The sequence below is a fragment of the Candidatus Symbiopectobacterium sp. NZEC127 genome (assembly GCF_025962675.1).
Lineage (GTDB): Bacteria > Pseudomonadota > Gammaproteobacteria > Enterobacterales > Enterobacteriaceae > Symbiopectobacterium.
The window spans coordinates 19112-36275 of sequence record NZ_JAGFPG010000003.1; the positions used below are offsets into that span (position 1 = coordinate 19112).

Annotated in this window: 18 protein-coding genes and 1 riboswitch; of the genes, 8 read left to right on the forward strand and 10 right to left on the reverse strand. The window is 56.6% G+C overall.

Annotated features, from left to right (window positions below; genetic code table 11):
• Positions 1–116 precede the first annotated feature (116 nt).
• Positions 117–671, forward strand: a complete 555-nt coding sequence (locus tag J5069_RS13590; RefSeq protein WP_264644399.1) for a hypothetical protein — start codon at positions 117–119, stop codon at positions 669–671.
• A gap of 52 nt (positions 672–723) precedes the next feature.
• On the opposite strand, the gene J5069_RS13595 is transcribed toward J5069_RS13590, so the two are convergent.
• From J5069_RS13595 to lysC, 3 genes are all read right to left on the reverse strand, one after another.
• Positions 724–2178, reverse strand: a complete 1455-nt coding sequence (locus J5069_RS13595) for an anion permease (RefSeq protein WP_264644400.1) — start codon at positions 2176–2178, stop codon at positions 724–726.
• Positions 2179–2535: 357 nt separating this feature from the next.
• Entirely contained in the window at positions 2536–3459 is a 924-nt protein-coding gene (gene panS / locus J5069_RS13600) for a ketopantoate/pantoate/pantothenate transporter PanS (protein ID WP_264644401.1), read from the reverse strand.
• Positions 3460–3541: 82 nt separating this feature from the next.
• Positions 3542–4900: a lysine-sensitive aspartokinase 3 gene (gene lysC, locus J5069_RS13605; protein WP_264644402.1), complete on the reverse strand. Its 1359-nt coding sequence runs from the start codon at positions 4898–4900 to the stop codon at positions 3542–3544.
• 132 nt (positions 4901–5032) lie between these two features.
• A riboswitch (Lysine riboswitch) is annotated at positions 5033–5240 on the reverse strand.
• A 182-nt stretch (positions 5241–5422) separates the two neighbouring features.
• On the opposite strand from lysC, the gene pgi reads away from it, so the two are divergent.
• Complete coding sequence (gene pgi, locus J5069_RS13610) at positions 5423–7072, forward strand: glucose-6-phosphate isomerase (protein WP_264644403.1); 1650 nt, start codon at positions 5423–5425, stop codon at positions 7070–7072.
• A 61-nt stretch (positions 7073–7133) separates the two neighbouring features.
• On the forward strand, positions 7134–7475 hold the full coding sequence (locus J5069_RS13615) for a DUF4156 domain-containing protein (protein ID WP_264644404.1): 342 nt from the start codon (positions 7134–7136) through the stop codon (positions 7473–7475).
• A gap of 53 nt (positions 7476–7528) precedes the next feature.
• Here J5069_RS13615 and epmB read toward each other — a convergent pair whose 3' ends face one another.
• On the reverse strand, positions 7529–8560 hold the full coding sequence (epmB, locus tag J5069_RS13620) for an EF-P beta-lysylation protein EpmB (protein WP_264644405.1): 1032 nt from the start codon (positions 8558–8560) through the stop codon (positions 7529–7531).
• A gap of 40 nt (positions 8561–8600) precedes the next feature.
• Here epmB and efp point away from each other — a divergent pair, with 40 nt between their 5' ends.
• Complete coding sequence (efp, locus tag J5069_RS13625; RefSeq protein ID WP_222159790.1) at positions 8601–9167, forward strand: elongation factor P; 567 nt, start codon at positions 8601–8603, stop codon at positions 9165–9167.
• 81 nt (positions 9168–9248) lie between these two features.
• Here the strand turns inward: efp and J5069_RS13630 are convergent, their stop codons facing one another.
• Complete coding sequence (locus J5069_RS13630; protein ID WP_264644406.1) at positions 9249–10136, reverse strand: LysR family transcriptional regulator; 888 nt, start codon at positions 10134–10136, stop codon at positions 9249–9251.
• A gap of 89 nt (positions 10137–10225) precedes the next feature.
• Between J5069_RS13630 and J5069_RS13635 the strand changes: the two genes are divergently transcribed.
• Positions 10226–11458 (forward strand): serine hydrolase domain-containing protein, encoded by a 1233-nt coding sequence (locus J5069_RS13635; protein ID WP_413542234.1) that lies wholly within the window; start codon positions 10226–10228, stop codon positions 11456–11458.
• Positions 11455–12627 carry an MFS transporter gene (locus tag J5069_RS13640; protein WP_264644408.1) on the forward strand — a complete coding sequence of 391 codons (1173 nt, stop codon included), beginning with the start codon at positions 11455–11457 and terminating at the stop codon, positions 12625–12627. Before J5069_RS13635 ends, J5069_RS13640 begins: the two co-directional genes overlap by 4 nt.
• A 32-nt stretch (positions 12628–12659) precedes the next feature.
• On the opposite strand, the gene J5069_RS13645 is transcribed toward J5069_RS13640, so the two are convergent.
• Entirely contained in the window at positions 12660–13598 is a 939-nt protein-coding gene (locus J5069_RS13645) for a DMT family transporter (protein ID WP_264644762.1), read from the reverse strand.
• A 73-nt stretch (positions 13599–13671) separates the two neighbouring features.
• The gene (locus J5069_RS13650; RefSeq protein ID WP_264644409.1) at positions 13672–14157 is read right to left on the reverse strand and encodes an SRPBCC domain-containing protein; all 486 of its coding nucleotides are present in this window, start codon (positions 14155–14157) and stop codon (positions 13672–13674) included.
• A 167-nt stretch (positions 14158–14324) separates the two neighbouring features.
• On the opposite strand from J5069_RS13650, the gene J5069_RS13655 reads away from it, so the two are divergent.
• Entirely contained in the window at positions 14325–14456 is a 132-nt protein-coding gene (locus J5069_RS13655) for an entericidin A/B family lipoprotein (RefSeq protein WP_195316105.1), read from the forward strand.
• Positions 14457–14552: 96 nt separating this feature from the next.
• On the opposite strand, the gene J5069_RS13660 is transcribed toward J5069_RS13655, so the two are convergent.
• Positions 14553–14999 carry a winged helix-turn-helix transcriptional regulator gene (locus tag J5069_RS13660; protein ID WP_264644410.1) on the reverse strand — a complete coding sequence of 149 codons (447 nt, stop codon included), beginning with the start codon at positions 14997–14999 and terminating at the stop codon, positions 14553–14555.
• Between the two features lie 110 nt (positions 15000–15109).
• On the opposite strand from J5069_RS13660, the gene J5069_RS13665 reads away from it, so the two are divergent.
• Entirely contained in the window at positions 15110–16336 is a 1227-nt protein-coding gene (locus J5069_RS13665; RefSeq protein ID WP_264644763.1) for an MFS transporter, read from the forward strand.
• A 49-nt stretch (positions 16337–16385) separates the two neighbouring features.
• Here the strand turns inward: J5069_RS13665 and frdD are convergent, their stop codons facing one another.
• Both frdD and frdC read right to left on the reverse strand, forming a co-directional pair.
• Positions 16386–16742, reverse strand: coding sequence for a fumarate reductase subunit FrdD (gene frdD, locus J5069_RS13670; RefSeq protein ID WP_222159798.1), 357 nt, complete (start codon positions 16740–16742; stop codon positions 16386–16388).
• Positions 16743–16757: 15 nt separating this feature from the next.
• Positions 16758–17153, reverse strand: a complete 396-nt coding sequence (frdC, locus tag J5069_RS13675; protein ID WP_264644411.1) for a fumarate reductase subunit FrdC — start codon at positions 17151–17153, stop codon at positions 16758–16760.
• Positions 17154–17164: the final 11 nt, after the last annotated feature.

The following is a 17164-nucleotide window of genomic DNA, read 5'->3' on the forward strand; positions in this document are numbered from 1 at the left end:
ACGCTCGTCGGGGAGTTTCGAATTCCGCGCTTTCTCAGAGGTATAACTCTTATCACGCATATGTTGTGATATTTTATTCCGCTTTTTTGATGTATTTGCAAATAAAACGGAATTTTATGAACGTAACCTCAATTAACGATACGCCCCATTATTATCGGCACACTGATAACTGCATCAATGTTGAAATGGGTAAGGTGGGATGTGCAACGGACAGCGCGTCCGTATTACATACCCACAGGCTGACGCATTGCTGCGCGTTGGCCGTGCTGTCGAAATGGAATGGAAGGTGGTATCAACAGCGCACACTGCTGCACATCACCGGTGGAAATTTGTTTTACGGGATAACGTCAGAGAGCGATCGTCGACCCGATCTCGCCAGTCGATGGTTAGCGAAACTCAAGTCAGAGCTGGTTGACGGCGGGAAGCTTATTTTTGTCGGAGGCATAGATTGCGCCTCGGACATGGCGCTTAGCATGAGCATTCACCAAATAGACGATGAGGGGCAAAAACCGCTACACGAACTGCTCACCCTGCCGGGAACCGAGATTATGATGGCGGTAGCGCTGGGTTTAAAGGTTCATCCCAATGGGGAGGTGGTATTCGATGTGGCGGGTAGCCGGGGTGAACTCAACCAACAGGAGTGTCTGTCAATATTACGCGAAGAGGGATAGCGCGGCTCAGCGGATGTTCCCTGCCACGTTATGTGGCAGGGAAGCAATTCAACTAATAAAGCCCGACGACTTTCCACCACAGCAATCCCGCGGTCATAAATACCGCCTGATTGACCAGACTGATAATGAACCCGGAGCGCCACCACACAGCGGTGGGCACATAACCCGCGCCGAACAGAATGGGGCCGCGTGCATGGGTATATTGCGTCAGCGAGCAGTACAGGCTGCTGGTGAATGCCAGCATCAGCGCCATCGGCACGGGCGGAATTCCTAAATTGATCCCCACGCTGAGAAATACGGCATAGAGCGCGGCGATCTGCGCATTGCCGCTGGCAAAGAAATAGTGGGTATAGAAGTAGGCGGCGTTCAGCAGCAGTAGCACCAGCACCCAGCTGGTTCCGGCCATCAAATGACCGACGCTGCCGCCAATCAGATCGCCAAACCAGGTGGTGAAGCCCAGCTTTTTAAGCTGGTTAGCCATCATCAGCAGCGCAGCGAACCAGATCAACGTATCCCAGGCCCCTTTTTCGCTTTTGATGTCCTCCCAGCGCAGCACGCCGCTCAACAGCAGGAAGGAGAGGCCGACAAAGGACGCGGTGGTGGCATCTACCCCCAGCGTGTCGCCAAAAATCCACAGCACCAACAGCAGCAGTACGGTGACGGCCATCAGCCATTCACCACGCGCCATCGGTCCCATTTTTTCCAGTTCGCTGATTGCCAGCTTAGGTGCATCAGGCGTGTGGCGGATTTCCGGTTTGGTCAACCACAGCACCAACGGTGGAACGATCATCAGAGAGATCAGGCAAGGCACCACGGCGGCCAGAAACCAACTGCCCCAGGTGATGTGCACGCCCGCGTTGGCAGCCAGTTTGACTGCCAGCAGGTTGCCGGTGTAGGCGGTCATAAACAGCGCGGCGGTGATATCGTTGACGTTGCCGATGCAGACCACCAGAAACGTCCCGATCTTGCTGCGCGAGGCGTCTTCCGGCCTGGAGTCGAAACTGCGCGCCAATGAGTCAGCAATCGGGTAGATCACGCCGCCGCAGCGGGCCGTATTGCTTGGCATGGCGGGTGACAACACCAGATCGGCAAAGGCCAGACCGTAGGCCAACCCCAGCGTTCTCTTCCCCAGCAGGCGAATCATCTGCAACGCGATGCGTCGGCCCAGCCCGGTTTTAATAAAGCCGCGCGCGATCATAAAGGCCACGACGATCAGCCAAATCAGGGAGCTGTTCAGATCGCTCAATGCGGTTTGAATCGCGCCGCTGGCGCTGGTATCGCCTGCAGCGGCCGTCAGCGCGAACAGCGTCATGCTGATGATACCGATGGCACCAATGGGTAACACGTTAGCCACAATCGAGACGATGGTGGCGACAAAAATCACCGCCGAGTGCCAGGCAGGAGCGCTGAGACCGGTGGGTGGAGACAAGTGCCAAAAAAAGGCGGCGACAAGCAGAATAATCGCCAAAGCAAGCCAGTTTAGGCCATACGACGTTTTGGTCTTCATCCGTTTTCCTTACAACTTGATAGGTGTCTGAAGGGGGAGCTGTAATCAGTGTAATCCCTATGGGTTACAGGGTTATCAGCGATCATAGCCTCACTGATAAAAAACGCGGGATGAAAATGACACGCTTATTGATTTGAATCGGTTTTTCTAAATATTGTTAGTTAAATAATTATGTGAAGTGCCTCACATTTTAAGTGTGACAAAATATGACAAAAGCAGGTGCCGTGCGGGGTGAGTGAAAAAAATACGAAGTGTGTAAGAATGATGTCGTTAACCATGGTGTAAATCATTTTCACCATTTGTTTAACACATTGACCAACCAACGCCCTGTCAGGCGCTGGTTGGTGGGTAAATCGGTTACTGCTTCTCTTTTTCCAGCGATTTTCCTGACCAGTAGCCCGCCAGCAGCGAGCCGGAAAGGTTGTGCCAGACCGAGAACAGCGCGCCGGGCAGGGCGGCGAGCGGAGAGAAGTATATCTTGCCCAGTGTGGCAGCAAGGCCGGAGTTCTGCATGCCGACTTCGATAGCCAACGTGCGGCAGGTAGACTCGTCAAAGCCGAACAGCCGACCGCCCCAATAGCCACCCAGCAGGCCAATGCCGTTGTGCAGAATAACGGCAATAATCACCATAAAACCGACGGATGCGATATGGCTCTGACTGCCTGCGACCACGGCGCTGATAATTGCCAGAATAAACACCATCGACAGCGTTGGCAGATAGGGCTCGATGCGCTTTACCATACCGCTGAACAGGTGGTGAACAATCAGGCCAGCGCCGATCGGGATCACCACGATCTTCAGGATGCTGAGCAACATGCCCATCACGTCCACGCTGATGGCGGCATCAACATACAGCCGGGTCAGCAGCGGTGTGGCAAACACACCAACCAGCGTCGAGATGGATGAAATGGTGACTGACAGGGCGACATCGCCTTTAGACAGGTAGATCATCACGTTCGACGCCGTGCCGCTGGCAACGCTGCCTACCAGCACCATACCCGCCGAGAGGTCAGGCGGCATGTTAAATGCGCGCGCCAACACCCAGGCGGCGAGTGGCATCACCAGATAGTGCAGGAATATCCCAGCGGCAACCGGGGCAGGGCGGGTGAGCACCCGTTTAAAATCCCCAATATTCAGGGTCACGCCCATGGCGAACATGATGAGCATCAGCAGCGTGCTGATATGGGGGCTGATGCCGGTAAAGGTGTCTGGTGAGGCATAGGCGGCAACGGAGAGTAAAACGGCCCATAACGGAAACAGCCTAGTCAAAATGGCGAGCATGAAATTTCTATCCTTATCACTATGAAGGTCCAGATAAAAAAACCGGCTAAAGAGCCGGTTTTTTGGGTGCCGTGGCTGGGCGCTATTCAAACAGGCTGTGGTGTAGCGTCTGCACCACGCGCTCCGCGTCATTGCCAGGCACCAGGAAACACAGGTTATGGCTGCTGGCACCGTAGCAAATTAAGCGAATGTTAAACGGCTCCAGCACGCCAAACACCTCTTTGCCGACGCCGCATGCTTGAGAAAGCTGATTACCGATCAGTGCGACCAGCGACAGGTTCTCTTCCACCTCGACGCGGCACAGGGAAGAGAGCTCGGTCAGCATGGCGCTGGAGAGCAGGCCGTCACCCGCAGAGGTGGAGCCGGTGGTGTCCAGCGTCAGAGCCACGTTCACTTCCGAGGTCGTTATCAGATCCACCGAAATATTGTGGCGCGCCAGAATGCTAAACACTTCCGCCAGGAAGCCGCGTGCGTGCAGCATATTCAGGCTATGCAGCGTGATCAGCGTTTGTTTACGACGCAACGCCAGCGCGCGGAACAGCGGCGGGTTTTCTGTTTTATTGCACACCAAGGTGCCACCGGCAGAAGGATCCTTGCTGGAGCCAACGAATACAGGAATATCGCTGCGCACGGCGGGCAACAGCGTCGCCGGGTGCAGCACCTTGGCACCAAAGGTGGCCATTTCCGCCGCTTCTTCAAAGGTTATCTGGTCGATACGGTGTGCCGTGGGCACCACGCGAGGATCGGTGGTGTAGATACCGGGGACATCGGTCCAGATATCGATGCGATCAACGTTCAACGCCTCGCCCAGCAGCGCGGCGGTGTAATCGCTGCCGCCGCGGCCCAACGTGGTGGTGCGGCCTTTGGCCTCGCTGCCGATAAACCCTTGAGTAATGATCAGACTTTCTGCCAGACGCGGCTGCAACTGGCTGCGCGTCAATGCGCTCAGCGTGTCGCAATCCGGCTCTGCGCGGCCAAAGCGATCGTTGGTACGCATGATTTTACGCACATCGAACCACTCGGCGCTGACCTGACGTTGACGCAGGATCTCAACGAACAGCAGCGTTGACATCAATTCGCCGTGGCTGACCAGCTCATCGGTCAAGGCGTTAGAGGTGGCGAGTGCAGCGGCTTCAGACAGGCGCGCCACGTTTTCCAGCATGCGATCGATCTCTTCACGGATCACTTGCGGATGGCTCAGACGATCGATAATGGCATATTGGATGTGACGAATTTTTTCCAGGTGGACATCGCGCTGCTCTTGCGCCACGCCTTCCGCTAAGGCAACCAGCAGGTTGGTGATGCCCGCAGAGGCGGAAAGCACGACAATGCGCACCGCAGGATCGGCCAGCACAATATCTGCGCTGCGGTTCATGGCGTCGAAATCGGCGACGCTGGTGCCGCCAAATTTAGCGATTCTCAGAGAAGTGGTTGTAGACATAACTAAAAAAACCTCGTGTCAGGGGCGCTGTGGCGATAGTTGTCGCACATCAGCCGTCCATAAAATCAGCCTTGGCACAAGGGAAGAGCGGTAAGCAGGGAGCAGGCGTAGATAAGTAAGCGTCACTACGGTACACCCAGAAGCGCTCCACCTTGCTGAACGTGCAGTTTGTATTAATAACCGGCACGTTGCTGGTGACAACCCAGAGGATTCAGCCCCTGTAGTCGATGATGGCATTCCCGTATTGCCTATCATCTCGGCGCCGCTCCCCCTGGTTTATCGTCACTGGATTTACGGATCCTCGGATAAATTACCTGGGCGGCGCTCCTCTTCTGGCTTATGCAACCGCCTTCGGCGTGGCTGCATAAGTTCACGCCTACAAATAACGGGTTATCTTGCGGCTGTCAACCGGCAAACTCGCAGTTGACGCGTAATTGTAAGAAAAGGGAGCGCAAGTGGTGATTTAAGGGATACAATCGATTCAGCCTTAGCGATTTTATTATCGGAGACAAGAGTGTTGTTATGAAAAATATCAATCCCAGCCAAACTGCCGCATGGCGCGCTCTGCAACAGCATTTTTCCACGATGGAACAGGTGCAAATCAGCGAACTGTTTGCTCAGGACCCGGATCGTTTCTCACGCTTTTCCGCCACGTTTGATGACCTGATGCTGGTGGACTACTCCAAGAACCGCATTACTCAGGAAACGCTGGATAAGTTGCTCAGCCTGGCGCGCGAAACGCAGTTGAGCGAGGCCATTGCCTCGATGTTTTCTGGTGAGAAAATTAACCGCACCGAAGATCGCGCCGTTCTGCACGTTGCGCTGCGTAACCGTAGCAACACACCGATTGTGGTGGATGGCAAAGATGTGATGCCAGAGGTCAATGCGGTATTGCAGAAGATGAAAGGCTTTAGCGAGCGTATCATCAGCGGTAGCTGGAAAGGCTATACCGGCAAAGCGATCACCGATGTGGTGAATATCGGCATCGGCGGTTCGGATCTCGGCCCCTTCATGGTGACGGAAGCGCTACGGCCGTTCAAGAACCACCTTAACATGCACTTTGTGTCCAACGTCGACGGCACGCACATCGCTGAAACCCTGAAAACGCTGAACCCGGAAACCACGCTGGTGCTGGTGGCCTCAAAAACCTTCACCACGCAGGAAACCATGACCAACGCCCATTCGGCGCGCGACTGGTTCCTGAAAACCGCGCAGGATGAGCAGCATATTGCCAAGCATTTCGCCGCGCTCTCCACCAATGCCAGTGCGGTCAGCGCATTCGGTATTGATACCGCCAACATGTTTGAATTTTGGGATTGGGTCGGCGGTCGCTACTCGCTGTGGTCTGCCATCGGCTTGTCGATTATCCTCTCCATCGGTTTTGACCACTTTGAGCAATTGCTGAGCGGCGCGCACGCCATGGATCAGCACTTTGCCACCACGCCTATCGAGAAAAACCTGCCGGTGCTGCTGGCGCTGATCGGGATTTGGTACAACAATTTCTTTGGCGCGGAAACCGAGGCGATCCTGCCTTACGATCAGTACATGCACCGTTTTGCTGCCTACTTCCAGCAGGGCAACATGGAGTCCAACGGTAAGTATGTCGATCGTGACGGTAATCCGGTGACTTACCAAACCGGGCCGATTATCTGGGGTGAGCCGGGCACTAACGGGCAGCATGCGTTTTATCAGTTGATTCACCAAGGGACCAAACTGGTGCCGTGTGATTTCATCGCACCGGCCGTGAGTCACAATCCGCTGGGCGATCACCACGGTAAGCTGCTCTCCAACTTCTTCGCCCAGACCGAAGCGCTGGCATTTGGTAAATCCCGTGAGGTGGTGGAAGCCGAGTTTGCCGCGCAGGGAAAAACGGCGCAGCAGGTTGAGCATGTGGCACCGTTCAAAGTGTTTGAAGGCAATCGCCCAACCAACTCCATCCTGTTGCGTGAAATAACGCCTTACAGCCTGGGAGCGCTTATCGCGCTGTATGAACACAAAATCTTCACCCAGGGCGCGATTCTGAATATCTATACTTTCGATCAGTGGGGCGTCGAGTTGGGCAAGCAGTTGGCCAACCGTATTTTGCCGGAATTGGAAAATGACCAGCCGATAAGCAGCCACGACAGTTCGACCAACGGTTTGATTAACCGCTTTAAAAACTGGCGCGCCTGAGTCGTGGACGCCGAGAGAGGGTGGCAGTGACCACCCTTTTGTCACCAACATGGAGGGACGTATGCAGAAACGTGTTTTACTGGGCATCGCCGTGGCGGTTTTACTGGCAGGATGCAGCACCAGCACAGAATTGAGCTCCGCCGGGCAGTCGGTCAAGTTTACCGATAAGCAACCCGGCAGCGAATGCCGTCTGGTGGGTCAGGTGACAGGCGCGCAATCCACCTGGTTAACGGGTCACGATGAAGGCAACGCGCAGCGCGGCGCGGCCAACGATCTGCGTAACAAGGCAGCGGCGCTCGGCGGCAACGTTATCTATGGGGCCACCAGCTCCAGCGAAAGCTTCTGGTCGAGCTTCGCGCCGCTTGATAGCAAGCTGGTCGGGCAGGTTTACCACTGTCCCTAAGCGACAGGCATCCACAGGCGGATGATAACCGAGCCGCCTGTGAATGCTTTCCGCTAGCTGTGCTTCAGTAGCTGTAAATCCAGCAGCGTTTTGCTGGCTTCCCCGCCAATCTCGCGCGTCAAACGCGGCACCAGATAGCCGGATACCTGCGACAGCAGCTTTTTCATGATATCTCGCGCTTCTTCATCGCTAACCAGAAAATGCGCTGCGCCTTGCACTTTATCCAGCACGTGCAGGTAGTAGGGCAACACGCCCGCGTTAAACAGCGCGTTACTCAGCGCAGCAAGCGTCGCGGCGTTATCATTCACGCCGCGCAGCAGTACGCTTTGGTTCAGCAGCGTAACGCCAGCCTGACGCAAACGTGCCATACTTTCACTCAGTTCGCTGTCTATCTCGTTGGCATGGTTGATGTGTGTCACCAGCAGCACGCGCAGGCGCGTTTGCGATAAGCGCTGGCACAGCGTCTCGGTAATACGCGCCGGGATCACCACCGGCAACCGGCTGTGAATGCGTAGGCGCTGCACGTGGGGAATGGTCTCCAGCTCGCTGATAAGCCAGTCCAGCTCATGGTCTTTTGCCATCAGCGGATCGCCACCGGAGAAGATAATTTCATCCAGTTCAGGATGCTGGCGAATATAGTCCAGCGCCTGACGCCAGTTGCCCTTGTTGCCCTGATTGTCCTGATAGGGAAAGTGGCGACGGAAGCAATAGCGGCAGTTGACCGCACAGCCGCCTTTGACCAGCAACAAGGCGCGGTTGTGGTATTTATGCAGTAATCCCGGCACCACGCTGTGCTGTTCATCGAGCGGATCGACGCTGAACCCGGGGGTCACCACGAATTCGTCCTGCGCGGTCAGCACTTGCAGCAATAGCGGATCGAGAGGGTCTCCTTTGCGCATCCGCGCGGCAAAGGACCAGGGTACGCGCAGCGGAAACAGCGTGCGCGCTTCTGCCCCTTTGCATAGCAGAGGGTGCTCATCCAGCGCCAAAAAGTGCAAAAGTTGGAGAGGATCGGTAATGACATCCGCAAGTTGATGCAACCAATCTTCTCTGGGATGGGGTTTTAGGGTTACAATGTGTGCCATTTTTTGGCTGAGTACCAGTATCAAATAATAGAGGGCCTTTATGGCGACTTATTTTAGCAACGATTTTCGTTCCGGTCTTAAAATCATGTTTGAAGGTGAGCCTTACGCTGTCGAATCCAGTGAATTCGTTAAGCCAGGTAAAGGGCAGGCTTTCGCGCGCGTGAAAATGCGCCGTTTGCTGACCGGCAAACTGATTGAAAAAACCTTCAAATCCACCGACAGCGCCGAAGGTGCTGATGTGGTCGATATGAACCTGACCTACCTGTATAACGACGGTGAGTTCTGGCATTTCATGAACAATGAAACGTTTGAACAACTGGCCGCTGATTCCAAAGCTGTTGGCGATAACGCCAAATGGCTGCTGGATCAGGCTGAATGTATCGTTACGTTGTGGAACGGCCAACCGATCACGGTAACGCCGCCAAACTTCGTGGAACTGGAGATCGTGGAAACCGATCCAGGTCTGAAGGGCGATACAGCAGGGACTGGCGGTAAGCCGGCAACCTTGACCACCGGTGCCGTGGTAAAAGTGCCGTTGTTTGTTCAGATTGGCGAAGTGATTAAAGTGGATACGCGTTCTGGCGAATACGTCTCCCGCGTGAAATAAGCACTTCCCTGCCAAAAAACACCGTCGGCTTTTGCTGGCGGTTTTTTTTGTCCCGCATCCGGCCAACGCTAATGTCTGGGCTTACGAACCGGGAAACACCCGCTCGCTCAGAAAGTCTACCAGTACGCGCACCTTGGGCGATGGATGCTTGCTCGCGGGCCACAGCACGTGAAAAACGCCTGTGCGCTCCACATAATCGACCAGGATGGGCTGTAATCGGCCACTGGCCAGCAGGTCGCGGATAGAGAAGTCCGGCAAATAGGCGATGCCCAGCCCTTGCAGTGCGAAGCACACGCGTGTCTCTATGTTGTTGCAGATCATCGCTGTAGGCAGTTGCAACGGCGGTTCTCCGGGGGCAAGCCGTAGCGCCCACGGTTCCAGCTTGCCACTGTGGGGAAAGCGATAGTGCAGGCAGCGGTGTCGCAGCAGGTCGGCAGGCACCTGCGGTGTGCCATGCTGCGCCAGATAGTCTGGAGAGGCGACCAGCAACGAGCGGAAGGCACCAAGCCGACGAGCGGTGAGACGCGAGTCATGTGGCTCACCGGTGCGTACCACCGCATCAAAGCCTTCTTCGATCACGTTGACGATCTGATCGGTGAAATCGAGATCTAACACGATCTCAGGATAAGTATGCATAAATTCACTGAGCACTGGCAGTACCAGCGAGCTGACCAGCGGCAGGCTCACTCGCAAGCGCCCACGCGGTGTGCTGCTGGCCTGTAGATCCAACTCTGCGGCTTCGATCTCGGCCAGAATGCGCCGACAGCGTTCCAGAAACAGGGTACCCTCAGCCGTCAGGGTGATGTTACGCGTGCTGCGATGGAACAGGCGCACGCCCAGTTTTTCTTCCAGACGTGCCACGCTCTTGCCGATGGCCGAGGCTGACACCCCCAGCAGTCGTCCTGCTGCCACAAAGCTGCGCGTTTCCGCCACCTGTACGAACACCACAAAGCCGTTAAGGCTGTCCATATCGCTCTCCAATTGCGGACAGTTTATTCCGCATAGCAAGGAACTGTATCCACCTTTTTCTTGAGTCACAAGTTCTCTATCGTCAAGGCATGCCTGATTTAACAACCGATGACATCAAGGACTTTACCGTGACGACTCCTCTCTCTCCCTTGCGCTCAGGCGTTCCCTCTGCGCATCGCTTCACCCGCATTCAGGATGTTATCCAGCAGGCGCTGGATAGCCATCGTCTGGTGGGTAGCGTTGTCTTGGTGGCGCACCACGGCGCGTTGATTTACCAGCAGGCGGCCGGATGGGCCGATCGTGAACACGCACAGCCGATGACGTTGGACACGATCTTTCGGCTGGCGTCAGTGAGTAAACCCATAGTATCGACGGCGGCGCTGGTGCTGGTGGCTCAGGGAAAACTCGGTCTGGATGACGATATCTCTCGCTGGCTGCCCGAGTTTCAGCCTCGGTTGGCCGATGGATCAGCCGTGGCGATCGCGGTGCGGCAGTTGCTCAGCCATACCGCAGGACTGAGCTACCGCTTCTTCGAGGCGGATGCCTATGGTCCCTATGCGCAGGCTGGAGTATCGGATGGTATGGATGATTCCGGCATCACGCTGGATGAGAATTTGCGTCGCCTCGCCAGCGTGCCGCTGCTGTATGCGCCGGGCAGCGCCTGGGGGTACTCGCTGGCGACGGATGTGCTGGGCGCCTTGATTGCGCGTGTCCACGGCACGTCACTGGACAAGGCGGTATGTGAACTCGTGACCGGCCCGCTGGGCATGGTGGATACCGGCTTCGTCGTGGACAATGCGCAACGCGTGGCGACGGCCTATGTGAGTGATACCACACAGCCCCATCGGTTGGCTGAAGGCGAAACCGTTTCTTCCTTTGAGGGCGCTGTCGGTATTACCTATAGCCCGGCGCGCATCTTCGATGTTGAAGCCTTCCCTTCAGGCGGCGCAGGCATGGCCGGCACCGCCAGAGATCTCCTTTACCTGCTCGAAGCCCTGCGTCAGGGCGGCGGTGCGCTATTGCCCGATGCCCTGATTGAGGAGATGGGGCGCGACCAAACCCACGGACTGGAGCTGCCCAATGCGCCGGGGTTCGGCTTTGGCCTGGGGTTTTCGGTGTTACGCGATCCCCGGTTGGCGGATTCGCCAGAATCACCGGGAACCTGGCGTTGGGGGGGCGCTTACGGCCATGCCTGGTTTGTCGATCGTGCGCGGGGTCTGAGCGTTGTGGCATTTACCAATACGCTGTACGAAGGCATGTCGGGCCGTTTCGTGGCCGATCTGCGTGATGCGGTGTACGGGGCGCTGGGGGAAGCACAATGACATCCCGCAAACCGGAGCGCTTACCGCTGGCCTCACTGTTGGCGTTGGCCACGGCAGCGTTCATCACTATTCTGACCGAAGCCCTGCCTGCGGGGCTATTACCACAAATGGCACAAGGCCTTGCGGTGTCCGAAGCCTGGGTGGGCCAGACCGTCACCTTCTATGCCATCGGTTCTCTGGTTGCTGCTATCCCGCTGACGGCGGCCACGCAAGCTATGCGGCGGCGTCCATTATTGTTGTCGGCGCTTGCAGGCTTCGCGATTGCCAATACTGTCACGACATTCTCCGGCAGCTATCCCCTGACGATGGTGGCACGCTTTCTGGCGGGCGTGTCCGCCGGGCTCTTGTGGGCATTGCTGGCCGGTTACGCCGCACGTATGGTACCGGACCACCAGAAGGGACGCGCCATTGCGATTGCCATGGTCGGCACGCCCTTGGCGCTGTCGCTCGGCGTGCCAGCAGGAACGTTTTTAGGCCAACTGGTGGGCTGGCGAATGTGTTTCGGCCTCATGAGCGTATTGGCGCTACTGCTTATGCTGTGGGTGCGTGTTCAGGTTCCCGACTTTGCCGGGCAGCCAGCGGGCAAACGGTTATCGTTAGGCGCGGTGTTTGTTATGGCCGGGGTGCGTCCGGTGCTGTTTGTGGTATTGGCCTTTGTGTTGGCGCACAACATCCTTTACACCTATATCGCCCCGTTTTTGGCGGCAGCAGGTATGGCCGAACGCACGGACGTGATACTGCTGGTGTTTGGCGTTGCTTCGTTGCTGGGTATCTGGATCGTCGGCGTGCTGATTGACCGACATCTGCGTGCATTGACGTTGATCAGCACGCTATTGTTTGGTCTGTCTGCGCTGGCGCTTGGCGTGGCCGGTGATAGGCCTATCGTGGTGTATACGGCCGTGGCAGTGTGGGGGCTGGCATTCGGCGGTGCGGCGACGCTGTTTCAAACCGCCATCGCCAAAACCGCCGGAGAGGCGGCCGATGTGGCGCAATCGATGCTGGTGACGGCCTGGAACCTGGCGATCGCTGGCGGCGGTATTTTGGGTGGGCTGTTGCTGGAGAGTCTGGGCGTTGCGGCATTCTCTCCGACGCTTTTGCTGCTGCTAACGGCAACGCTGATCGTGGCTTGGGCTGCCCGGCAGCAGGGTTTCCGCGCGATGCCGTGTTAACACGCCAGTCAGGCCTGCACCCTCAGCCACTGTCAAACCCCTTCGCGCTCTGTGCTACAGGGAGGTTCTTTCTTGCGGCGTAGCCACTGCGCAGGTTTCAGCTCGCTGACCAGCACCCCGATAACAATCAGCGCGGCTCCCACAATCGCCAAGCCGGGCAAACGATCACCGGCCATACGACCAACAATGCCCGCCCACACCGGTTCGCTGGCGTAGATGACCGTGGCGCGCGTGGGGGATACCGCCTTTTGCGCCCAGTTCATGGTCAGTTGAATCACAATGCTGGCGGCACCGAGGCCGATGCCGCCCAGCAGCCAGGCCCAGGAGAAGGCGGGCAGCGATTCACCGGTTACTGGCATCAGTAGCAGTGATAGCAGTCCCGCCGTCAGCAACTGTACGGTAGTCACCCGGCGCACATCGACCTTTCCGGCGAAATGACCGATCAGAATGATCTCGGCCGCAATCGCCAGCGCACTGAGCAGCGTGGCCCATTCGCCCTGACTCATGCTGAGATGACCCGCATCCGGTCCCGCCAGCAGCATCAGGCCGACAAACGCGAAAACAATCCCCACCAGACTCATGACGCCGGGGCGTCGCCGCAGCACCAGCCATTGCAGCAGCGGCACCAGAGGAACATACAGTGCGGTAATAAACGCCGATTGGCTGCTGGTGATGGTTTGCAGACCATAGGTTTGTAAACCGTAGCCCAGTAGGATGCTCGCCCCGATGGCAAAACCCGCATAGCATTCCTGAAGCGTCAGCCCCGCCAATGCGCGCCGAAAGACCAGAATGCTGATGACACCGGCCGTGGTAAAGCGCAGCCCAACAAAAAACAGCGGACCACTGTGCTGCATGGCCAGATGAACCACTAAAAAGGTGGTTCCCCACACCAGAGTGATCAGGATTAGCGCCCACTCCTGGGGTTTGATGCCCAAGATGGGGTGGGGGATGGCAGAGAAGTAACGTTGCATTGCAGGTTCAGACAAAAGAGATCAGTTTTCCATCATAGGGGGAATGTTGTCGATAAGCCATCCCCTCATACGGCTAGCGTAACGTACAGGCGACCTCTTCCAATTGGCTGATAGCGGTGTTCCATCCTTCGAAAAAGCCTGTTTTTTCATGCTGTTCACGCGTAATTTCGTCTTGATGGATAACCTGAACGGTATAGCAGCTTCCCAGCGCGTAGTCAGACAACGAAATGAGCGTGGTAAAGGCCAATCCGGGCATGGCCGGTCGCCAGCCTGCGGCCAGCATCGACGTGAACACAATACGGGCGTGGGGAATCACCTCTAAAAAGCATCCAATGTGTTCACTGCGACAGTCGTCCGGTCCCTGAATCCGGGTATGAAATGCGCCTCCGGGTTGCAGGTCGAGGGCGATAACGTCGGTTGTTCCCGGTTTGGGGGTCCACCAGACTTTGAGCCACTCGGGATCTGACCAGGCACGCCATATTGCATGTCGCGGGGCGTCCAGCACTCGGGTAATCACAAGATTGCGGGTATCTGCATGATGGGGTGTTGACAGTGTCATAGCGTGGCTCCTGATAAGCGTGAATGCCAGTGTGCCGCCTATTTTCAGTGACACCGGAACAAAAAACGCTTATCGCGTCAGGATTGACTACGCTTACAGAAGGCGATGGAAATCGCCTTGATAGTATTACTTTCCCTTTTACCTCTCCCTTGAGAAGGAAAATAACCATGTTCAAAAAAAGCGTGCTTATTCTTGCCTCATTGCTGATGCTCTCCGCGTTGACCGCTTGCAATACCACCCGTGGTATTGGTCAGGATGTCGAGGCAGGTGGGAAAGCCATTCAACGCAGTGCGCAGTAGTAAACGGTTCAGGCATTGTGCTCAGTGACGATCCTGAGCCATGTGTTTATGACATTCGCCGGGTATGGTCATTTGCGTTATTTCAGTGGCCGTACCTTACACCACTTTCCGCACTACAGCCGTCGCTGGCATTAACACAGAACCATCCTCGGCATGCGGCGCCATGTAGGGAATCGGGTTGCCTGTGCGCGTGTCGATCAGGTCTGAGTGCCGCTCACCGGGTTTGAACCGGTGCTGTTCTCCCCATTGCCGTAGCGCCACTATCACCGGAAACAGCTTTTCTCCCTCAGACGTCAGCACGTACTCCTGATAAGCCGTGCCGTCCGAGGCGTCCTGCATCTCAAGAATACCTGCATTAACCAGCTTGCGCAGACGATCGGAAAGGATGTTGCGCGCCACGTTCAGGCTGCGTTGAAAATCACCGAAACGACGCACGCCATCGAAGGCATCACGCACAATCAGCAGCGACCAGCGATCGCCAACCACATCGACACAGCGGGCAACGGGACAAGGTTCATGGTTGATGGTTTCGTGGTTTGGCATGGCATTTCCTGACCGTTTGGTGTGGAACAGCAATCAAGTTGCATTTTAAAACCAGATGACCTAGCATTCAATCGGTTTCATTTTGCAACTGGAGTTCGTGGCGTTATATGATGAAGCGTTCCCTCACATCACCGTTGAGTCAAAACAGTTCGCTGGCTCAGCCTGCGGATATGCCCCGCAGCCTGATAGTGCTGTTTGCTATCGCCAGTGGCTTGAGCGTGGCAAATGTCTATTACGCCCAGCCTCTGCTTGATGCGCTGGCGACAGATTTCGGCATCAGTCAGGCCAGGGTTGGCGGCGTTGTCACGGCTACCCAGGTTGGCTGCGCCCTGGCACTGTTACTGCTGGTGCCATTGGGCGATCGCGTTGAGCGTCGTCGCTTGATGGTCATGCAACTCGTGGCGTTGGTGACAGCCTTGCTCATCGTTAGCATGGCATCGTCTGCACCGGTGCTGCTGCTGGGGATGTTGGCTATCGGTCTGCTAGGAACCGCGATGACGCAGGGGTTAATCGCCTATGCTGCCAGCACCGCCTCCCCCCATGAACGGGGGCGCGTTGTTGGCGCCACCCAAAGTGGGGTGTTTATTGGCCTGTTGCTGGCGCGGGTGTTTGCGGGAGGCGTGAGCGATCTGGCGGGCTGGCGAGGCGTGTACTGCTGTGCCGCGGTGCTGATGCTAGCGATAGCGCTACCGTTATGGTTACGGCTACCGGTTTTGCCTCCCTCACCGCAGCGCATCAGCTATCCACGGCTGATCGCGTCGATGTTGACGCTTCTGCTGCAAGAGAGGGTACTGCAAATCCGTGGCCTGTTGGCGTTGCTGATGTTTGCCGCTTTCAACATCTTCTGGAGTGCGCTCGTGCTGCCGTTAAGCGCGCCGCCGTATGGGTTCTCGCACACGGTGATTGGTGCATTTGGGCTGGTGGGCGTGGCTGGCGCGCTGGCTGCCTCGCGCGCCGGACGATGGGCCGACCGGGGATATGCCCAGCACACCAGTGCGTTTGCGCTGGTGACATTACTGCTGGCATGGTGGCCGCTGTCGTTGATGGATGCATCGCTGTGGGCGCTGGTTGTGGGGATTGTGCTGCTCGATCTGGGCGGGCAAGCGCTGCATGTGACCAACCAAAGCCTGATATTCCGTGCCCGACCGGAGGCTCATAGTCGTTTGGTTGCTCTCTACATGCTGTTTTACGCACTGGGCAGCGGGATTGGCGCGTTCAGCACCACCCTCACCTATGCACATGCGGGTTGGCAAGGCGTGTGTTTGCTGGGTGCGGCAGTCAGCCTGCTGGCGCTGTTGTTATGGTGGGTGACGCGCCGGGCTGTTACGCCAGAATAAAAAAACGGCCCGCGAGTGCGGGCCGTAGCAGAGGATACCTGATGGCGAATTACAGAGTGACGACACCAATCACGGTAACCACACTCAGGATGGCCGCCAGACCGTAGAACACCCATTTCCCTGCCGGAACGTGGATTTTCAGGTCATGCATCAGGTGATGCAGACGGTGCAAACCACACCAGATCGGCAGAATGATCATCAGCAGCAGAAACAGCCGCCCGATAAGGCTATGGGAGAAAGCGGCGATGCGCTCATAGCTCAGGGCGTCGGGGAACATCCCCAGCGGCAGCAGCACCCCGACCAGCAGGATAATCACCGGTGAGAAAATGGCGGTCCACATCCCACCGGCACCGAACAGTCCCCAAAAGGGAGGCTCATCGGAACGTTTTGGCGTTGGATTAATCACGTTGTTCCCCTCCAATCAGAATAGTAACGCGATGGCGAGAATAGCCAGCGTGACGATGACGGTTACAGCCCACAGCCCTTTGATAACCGGCTCTGGCCCCATTTTTTCATCTTTGACGATGATGATGCTGGCTTTGGGCGCCAGTTCAAACCAGGATTTGGTGTGAATGGCCGCTGCCACCAGTGCGATGATGTTGATCAGCAGCACCAGCGGGTTTTGCAGGAAGCCGACAAATCCGGCCCAGCCCTCTGCGCCGTGTTTCAACGAAAATACGCCGTAGATCAGCACAATGCTGAACCATACCGCGGGAGCGGCGGTCATTTCGCGCAGCATGTAAAAGCGATAGAACCCGAGCCGTTGCCACCAGCTTGCAGGCATGCTGCGAACGTATGCTTTACGCTTGGTTGTCATTGTTGCCTCCC

Excerpts from the sequence above, each read along its gene's own strand:
- J5069_RS13590 (WP_264644399.1), top strand. The coding sequence starts at position 117 with ATGAACGTAACCTCAATTAACGATACGCCCCATTATTATCGGCACACT.
- J5069_RS13595 (WP_264644400.1), bottom strand. The coding sequence starts at position 2,178 with ATGAAGACCAAAACGTCGTATGGCCTAAACTGGCTTGCTTTGGCGATT.
- panS (WP_264644401.1), bottom strand. The coding sequence starts at position 3,459 with ATGCTCGCCATTTTGACTAGGCTGTTTCCGTTATGGGCCGTTTTACTC.
- lysC (WP_264644402.1), bottom strand. The coding sequence starts at position 4,900 with ATGTCTACAACCACTTCTCTGAGAATCGCTAAATTTGGCGGCACCAGC.
- pgi (WP_264644403.1), top strand. The coding sequence starts at position 5,423 with ATGAAAAATATCAATCCCAGCCAAACTGCCGCATGGCGCGCTCTGCAA.
- J5069_RS13615 (WP_264644404.1), top strand. The coding sequence starts at position 7,134 with ATGCAGAAACGTGTTTTACTGGGCATCGCCGTGGCGGTTTTACTGGCA.
- epmB (WP_264644405.1), bottom strand. The coding sequence starts at position 8,560 with ATGGCACACATTGTAACCCTAAAACCCCATCCCAGAGAAGATTGGTTG.
- efp (WP_222159790.1), top strand. The coding sequence starts at position 8,601 with ATGGCGACTTATTTTAGCAACGATTTTCGTTCCGGTCTTAAAATCATG.
- J5069_RS13630 (WP_264644406.1), bottom strand. The coding sequence starts at position 10,136 with ATGGACAGCCTTAACGGCTTTGTGGTGTTCGTACAGGTGGCGGAAACG.
- J5069_RS13635 (WP_413542234.1), top strand. The coding sequence starts at position 10,226 with ATGCCTGATTTAACAACCGATGACATCAAGGACTTTACCGTGACGACT.
- J5069_RS13640 (WP_264644408.1), top strand. The coding sequence starts at position 11,455 with ATGACATCCCGCAAACCGGAGCGCTTACCGCTGGCCTCACTGTTGGCG.
- J5069_RS13645 (WP_264644762.1), bottom strand. The coding sequence starts at position 13,598 with ATGCAACGTTACTTCTCTGCCATCCCCCACCCCATCTTGGGCATCAAA.
- J5069_RS13650 (WP_264644409.1), bottom strand. The coding sequence starts at position 14,157 with ATGACACTGTCAACACCCCATCATGCAGATACCCGCAATCTTGTGATT.
- J5069_RS13655 (WP_195316105.1), top strand. The coding sequence starts at position 14,325 with ATGTTCAAAAAAAGCGTGCTTATTCTTGCCTCATTGCTGATGCTCTCC.
- J5069_RS13660 (WP_264644410.1), bottom strand. The coding sequence starts at position 14,999 with ATGCCAAACCACGAAACCATCAACCATGAACCTTGTCCCGTTGCCCGC.
- J5069_RS13665 (WP_264644763.1), top strand. The coding sequence starts at position 15,110 with ATGAAGCGTTCCCTCACATCACCGTTGAGTCAAAACAGTTCGCTGGCT.
- frdC (WP_264644411.1), bottom strand. The coding sequence starts at position 17,153 with ATGACAACCAAGCGTAAAGCATACGTTCGCAGCATGCCTGCAAGCTGG.